The sequence below is a fragment of the Magnetospirillum sp. WYHS-4 genome, from assembly GCA_039908345.1.
GTDB lineage: Bacteria > Pseudomonadota > Alphaproteobacteria > Rhodospirillales > GLO-3 > JAMOBD01.
Genome location: JAMOBD010000102.1, coordinates 1 through 6,025 on the forward strand (window position 1 = coordinate 1; position 6,025 = coordinate 6,025).

The 6,025-nt window shown below is 66.2% G+C and carries 4 protein-coding genes and 2 tRNA genes; 1 reads left to right on the forward strand and 5 read right to left on the reverse strand.

Annotation, left to right across the window (positions count from 1 at the left end):
• From H7841_17545 to H7841_17555, 3 genes are all read right to left on the reverse strand, one after another.
• On the reverse strand, positions 1-118 hold a 118-nt coding region (locus tag H7841_17545), incomplete at its 3' end, for a GTP-binding protein (GenBank protein ID MEO5338668.1).
• A gap of 70 nt (positions 119-188) precedes the next feature.
• Positions 189-262: transfer RNA gene (locus H7841_17550), tRNA-Gly, on the reverse strand.
• Positions 263-307: 45 nt separating this feature from the next.
• Positions 308-393 (reverse strand) — tRNA-Tyr (locus H7841_17555).
• A gap of 281 nt (positions 394-674) precedes the next feature.
• On the opposite strand from H7841_17555, the gene rlmB reads away from it, so the two are divergent.
• A complete protein-coding gene (gene rlmB, locus H7841_17560; protein ID MEO5338669.1) occupies positions 675-1,502 on the forward strand; it encodes a 23S rRNA (guanosine(2251)-2'-O)-methyltransferase RlmB in 828 nt (275 codons plus the stop codon).
• Between the two features lie 74 nt (positions 1,503-1,576).
• Here the strand turns inward: rlmB and H7841_17565 are convergent, their stop codons facing one another.
• Together H7841_17565 and H7841_17570 are read right to left on the reverse strand one after the other, a co-directional pair.
• Positions 1,577-5,374, reverse strand: coding sequence for a hypothetical protein (locus H7841_17565; protein ID MEO5338670.1), 3,798 nt, complete (start codon positions 5,372-5,374; stop codon positions 1,577-1,579).
• Between the two features lie 211 nt (positions 5,375-5,585).
• Positions 5,586-6,025, reverse strand: a 440-nt coding sequence (locus tag H7841_17570; GenBank protein MEO5338671.1) for a hypothetical protein, incomplete at its 5' end; no start/stop codon positions are given.

Here is a 6,025-nt window from a genome sequence, read left to right on the forward strand (position 1 = left end):
CCGTCTCCGCCAGCACCTTCGTGATGGCCGCCGTCAGGGACGTCTTGCCGTGGTCAACGTGCCCGATCGTACCCACGTTGCAATGCGGCTTGTTCCGTTCGAACTTTTCCTTAGCCATGGCCCGCTCTTTCTTCCGAAAACCTGAACCTCTATCCCCCTCGAACCGAGGCCGGACGACCCTAAGAATTTGGAGCGGGTGAGGGGAATCGAACCCCCGTCGTAAGCTTGGAAGGCTTCTGCTCTACCATTGAGCTACACCCGCAAACCTTCCACACCCACCCCGTACATGACGCCCGCGAAGCCGTATTGGTGGAGGGGGCTGGATTCGAACCAGCGTAGGCGTACGCCAACGGATTTACAGTCCGTCCCCTTTAGCCGCTCGGGCACCCCTCCGAAACGGTTCGCGGGCCCGGCATGCCGGGCGAATTGGAAGGACCGGAATATGGAGATTTCCCTGCCATTGTCAACCTGAAATCGCCCCAACGGACGGCAGGCGGGCCCGGCCGATGGGCGACATGATGGGCCGGGTCCCAATCCGTGCAGGCTGACGGGAGCCAGGAGGCAAGGATGATTGGGCCATTGGCTGGCCTACCCGGCATTTTGGCTTGACGAATTCCCGGAAGGGGGCACCCTGGCGGTTGTCCAGTTGCCGACCCCCGTACGGAGATGGCCGCATGAGCCGACGCCCCCCCCCTCGCCCTGCCCATTCGCCCCGGCGTTCCGGGCGTCCCCTGCCGCCGCCGGCCGGTGGCGGCAGGCTTTGGATCTACGGTATGCACGCGGTGGAGGCGGCGCTGGCCAATCCGGCGCGGCCCTGCCACCGACTTCTGGTCGCCCAGGCGGCGGGCGACGAGGTCCTCGACCGGCTTGCGGCCGCGGGGGCCCGGGCCATGGTGCCGAGGCCAGCGGCGGAAACCTGTGCCCGTCCCGAACTTGAGGCCCTGCTGCCGCCGGGTGCCGTCCACCAAGGCGTCGTGCTTCTCGTCTCCCCGCTGCCTGAGACCGGCGTCGATGCCGCCTGGGAGGGGCTTGCCGACGGGGCCGGCGGTGTGGCCGTGGTTCTCGACCAGGCGACCGATCCCCGCAACGTGGGCGCCGTGCTGCGTTCCGCCGCCGCCTTCGGTGCGCGAGCCGTGATCGTCCAGAGCCGCCACGCTCCCGATGAAACCGCGGCCCTGGCCAAAGCCGCGTCGGGCGCTCTGGAACGGGTGCCTCTGGTGCAAGCGACCAATCTGGTCCGCGCCATGGACGAACTCAAGGCGAACGGCTTCTGGTGCGTCGGCCTGGATGCCCGTGCACCGGGCTCTTTGGCCGAGGCCGACCTGACGGGCCGCGTCGCCCTGGTTCTGGGTTCGGAGGGCGGCGGACTGCGCCGTCTGGTGCGCGAGTCCTGCGATCTGCTGGCCCGCATCCCCATGTCGGGCGCGGTGGAAAGCCTCAACCTGTCCAACGCCGCCGCCGTCGCTCTCTACGAGACCGCTCGCGGCCGCAAGAACTCCTGACTGTCGACCGGCCAAGAAAAAGGCCACCGATCCCGAGGACCGGCGGCCAGATTCTAGGGTACCTTCTTCGGAACCTACCACTCGATCTTTTCGATGCCCTGGAAGGTCAATTCGCTGCCGTCGTCCAGGCGGATGGTACCGGAAGCCTCGCTGCCGAACACCAAGCCATCCTCGGTCTGGGTAATCTGCACGGTGCCCTGGACGTCCAGCGTCCAACCCGCATCGCCGCCCGGACCGCCGGTAACGTCTTCCAGATGGATGGTATCGGTCCAGCCGGTGCCACCGCTAGCGATGTCGGTGCCGTCGCCGCTACCGAAGACAAACACGTCGCTGCCGTCTTCGCCGTAGAGCTTGTCGTTGCCGGCCCCGGCGACCAGGGTATCGTCGCCCGTACCGCCATAGACGGTGTCCTTGCCGGCATCGTCGTAGAGGGTGTCGCCGCCGGCATCGCCATAGAGCTTGTCGTTGCCTTCACCGCCCCGCAGGACGTCGGCGCCATCACCGCCCCAAGCGCTGTCGCTGCCGGTCCCGGCGTCGACGGTATCGTCGCCGGTGCCGCCATAGAGCTTGTCGGACCCGTCGCCACCGACGATGCTGTCGTCGCCTGCATCACCGTAGACGGTGTCGTTTCCGGTGCCGGCGTCGATCTTGTCATTGCCTTCGCCGCCGTAGACGGTATCGGTGTTGCCGCCAGCGAAGATGGTGTCGTCGCCGGTGCCGCCGTACATGGTGTTGATGTTGTTGTCGCCGCCATCGATGATATCGTTGCCGGCGCCGCCATCGGCGATGTCGTGGTAGGTGCCGTAGCCGGTGAAGATGATATCGTCGCCGCCGCCACCGATGATGTGGTCGTTCTGGAAGCATCCGGCCAGATTGTAAGTCTCATCGGCGTCGTAACCGGCGAGCCTGGTAATATCCAGCATCTTATAGCCGTTGACGGTGCCGTGCTCGAGCTCATTGAAGTCCACGGTGGCGCTATCCTGCGTCCCGTCGGCCTTCTGCATGGTGTAGTCGAACTGGCCGTGCCAGTTGGCGCCCTTGTTCTGGATTTCGAACACCGGGTAGTTGTTCACGTTGTGGAACATGGTGTTCGGATTTTCCGGAATGGCCTCGTTGGCTTTCCAGACGTAGGCGTTCTGGCCCGGATTGGCGGACGGCATCACGAAGGTCCACTCGCCGTCCTGGCCGAAGGTGTAGGCGTTGAAGAACACGTCGTCCACGCCGACGTAACCGCCGTACTGGTTGGTATAGAGCGTGAAGTCGGTGGCGCCCTGCACCGGCGGCTCCGTGGTCGCCGGTTCCGTGGTCGGCGGCTCGGTGGTCGGCGGCTCGGTGGTCGGCGGTTCCGTGATGGTCAGTTCGACCACGCCCGGCGTGAAGGCGCGGTTGTTGGCCAAGGTCAGTTCGGTGTCGGAGACGCTGGTCTCATAGGCCTCCGCGTAGACCTGGAAGGTATGGGTCCCCACCTCGACGGCGGCCGGCGGCGTCAGTTCGACCGCAACCGTCGCCGTGCCGTTGCCGGCCGCGATGGTGGCATTGTCCACCTGGATGCGGGCAAAGGTCTTGCCGTCGGTAACCTCGGGCAGATCGGAACCGTTGACCAGTTCCACACCCGCCGGGGCCGACCAGCCGGACGGAACCTCGACCAGGATGTAATGGGTCTCGGAGCCATCCTGGAAGTCGGCGAAGTGGGCAGTGACGTCGATGGTTACCGTCGAGGCGCCCTCACCGAAGGTCCCGTCGGTCAGTTCGGCCGCCACCGCGCCATAAAGGTGGGTCTGGTCGGCATGGTCGGCGGTCGGTAGGTCGCCCTCGCTGAGCGACGGCTTGACGATGAACAGCTCGCCCTCGCCCGGACCGTAGCCGTCCGGGTGGTTCTGGCCCGCCTTGACCGTCAGGGCAACCATCTCGTAGCCGGCGTAGCGGTCCGCCACGAAGCCGTCGAGATCCAGGTTGTTCGGGTCGCGTTCGCCGCCGGGGAAGGAGTCGATCTTGACCTTCAGGAAGTCGCCGTCGGCATCCTGCAGGTAGAGTACGATGTTGGAGATGTCGTGCGCCATGGCCGGGATATCGAATCCGGCCCCGGTTTCCAGGGCGGCAGCGCCGTCCAGGTTGTAGGGCTTGTCGGCCACCGCGTCGACGATCACGTCGACCGTGCCGCCGAAGACCTGGCTTTCGCCGCTGGAGGTATCGGTGACCGTGACGTTGACGGCCAGCGCCGCATCCCCGTCCACATGCTGCGGCAGGGTAAGCACGAGGCTGGTCTGGTCGGCCAGGAATGTCTGCAACTGGCTGCCGGCGAGTTCGAACGCGCCGTCGGTACCCGCCGAAAGGAGGGCCCCGTCCAGGCTGAGGGTTGCACCTTCCGGCAGGTCGCCGAGGACGATACGGGTCACCGCGTCGTCGCCGGTCACGCCCGTGAGGTCGATGGCGTCGCCGACCGAGACGGTGATGCCGCTAGCCAAGTCGCCGTAGGTGCCATCCGCGTTGACGTCGGTCTGGACGTTCGGCTGAACGATGCTGTCCTCGTACTCCTGGCGATCCATGAAGGCGACGGTGCTGGCGATGCCGTCCTCGTCGTTCAGCTTGACCTTGAGGCAGGCCGTCGAAGTGTCGCCATCGTAGTCGGCGATGGTGTAGAGGAACTTGTCCAGCAACTCCGTGGGCTCGATCTCGGTATAGGTGATGGCCCGCACCAGGAAATCGCTGCTGTCGGACGCGATGCCGCCCTGGCCGCCTTGATAGGGCATTCCCTCGAAGACCAAGCGGTCGAAGGGGGCGTCGAAGTCCAGATTGACCGTCAGGTCGCCGTTGCGATCCTGCCCGGCGAAGGTGGTGGTGCCCACGACCTGGCCGTCGCGATAGGCGGTGATGACACCGACCTCGACGCGCTGGTCGACCGTGTTGTTGAAGAAGACATCCAGGGTCACCTGGGCCTGCGCCACGTCGTCGTCGAAGTTGACGATCAGCTGCTCGGACTTGCCGTAGGCCGGGACATAGCCGGTTTCCTCGTCGACACCGATAGCGATGCCGCCCTTGTTACCCTCGACGCCGAAACCGGTGCCCCAACTGCCGGAGTAGTGGTTGACTTGGCCGTCCACATAGTTGCCCTGCGCATCGAAGGTACGGGCGCTCAGATGGAAGCCCAGGTCGCCGCGGGCATAGTTGTTGATGTCGATGGTGGTGGTATCGCCCAGACCGTCGCCCAGATCCGGATCGGTGACTTGGTAGGCGTAGCTGCCGTCCTGGTAGATGTGCAAGCGGCCGTGGTCGCCGTCGATCTCCAGATACTGGCGGCCCTGGTCGTCCACATGGACGTCGGCCGGATCGTCGAAGCTGACGGTCTCGCTACCGAAGCGGACGGCCGTTAGCACGGCTTCGCGGTCGGCACCTTCCGTATCGGTGACCAGGGCGGCACCCGGGCTGTTGTCCAGGTCCAGGCCGTCGATCACGTTGCCCTGGGTAATGCTACCAAGCGCACTGCGCACCGTATCGGTGTCGCAATAGGCCTTCGGCACGTCATCAATCACACCGACCTGGAAGCCATCGGAGAGAACTTGGCCGGCAGAGGTGGTAGCGACCACCTCGAAGGGCAAGTCGTGACGGTTCTCGCCGCTGCCGAGCGGATGATCCAGCGTGTCCTCCAGGTGGAAGCGGTACGAGTAGGCTCCGCCCGTCTCCTCCAAACCGATGGTGAAGATGGTGCGCCCGTCCGGCGCCGTGCCGGTGATGGTCTTGCCGTCCTCGGAGACCGCGTAATCCAGCTCCTCGCCCTGCGACGTCAGATGGAGATCGCGCAAGGTCTGCGGCACCCGCAGTTCGACCGTGCCACTGCCGGCCGATCCGAAATCGACATCGATATCGCGCGTCACGGTAGTTGGATCGCCCTGATCCGTGCCGTCCGGAGTCAAATCGTCCTCATCGACGACCTGATCCTCGGCATTGATCGACGGCGGCTCGGTCGTAACCGGAGTCGTGGCCGTGGTCGGAGTCGTCGCCGTGGTCGGAGTGGTGGCCGTGGTCGGAGTGGTGGCCGTGGTCGGCGTGGTGGCCGTCGTCGGAGTCGTCGCCGTGGTCGGCGGCTCAGTGGTGACTGGCGTAGTCGGCGTCGTGGCCGTCGTCGGGGTCGTTGGGGTCGTCGCCGTCGTCGGCGTGGTGGCCGTCGTCGGTGTCGTCGCCGTGGTCGGCGTGGTGGCCGTCGTCGGAGTCGTGGCCGTCGTCGGAGTCGTCGCCGTGGTCGGCGTCGTCGCCGTGGTCGGCGTCGTGGCCGTCGTCGGAGTCGTGGCCGTCGTCGGAGTCGTCGCCGTGGTCGGCGTCGTCGCCGTGGTCGGGGTCGTCGCCGTGGTCGGCGTCGTGGCCGTAGTCGGCGTCGTGGCCGTGGTCGGCGTCGTGGCCGTCGTCGGAGTCGTGGCCGTCGTCGGCGTGGTGGCCGTGGTCGGAGTCGTCGCCGTGGTCGGCGTCGTGGCCGTCGTCGGTGTCGTCGCCGTGGTTGGCGTGGTGGCCGTCGTCGGAGTCGTCGCCGT

Excerpts from the sequence above, each read along its gene's own strand:
- rlmB (MEO5338669.1), top strand. The coding sequence starts at position 675 with ATGAGCCGACGCCCCCCCCCTCGCCCTGCCCATTCGCCCCGGCGTTCC.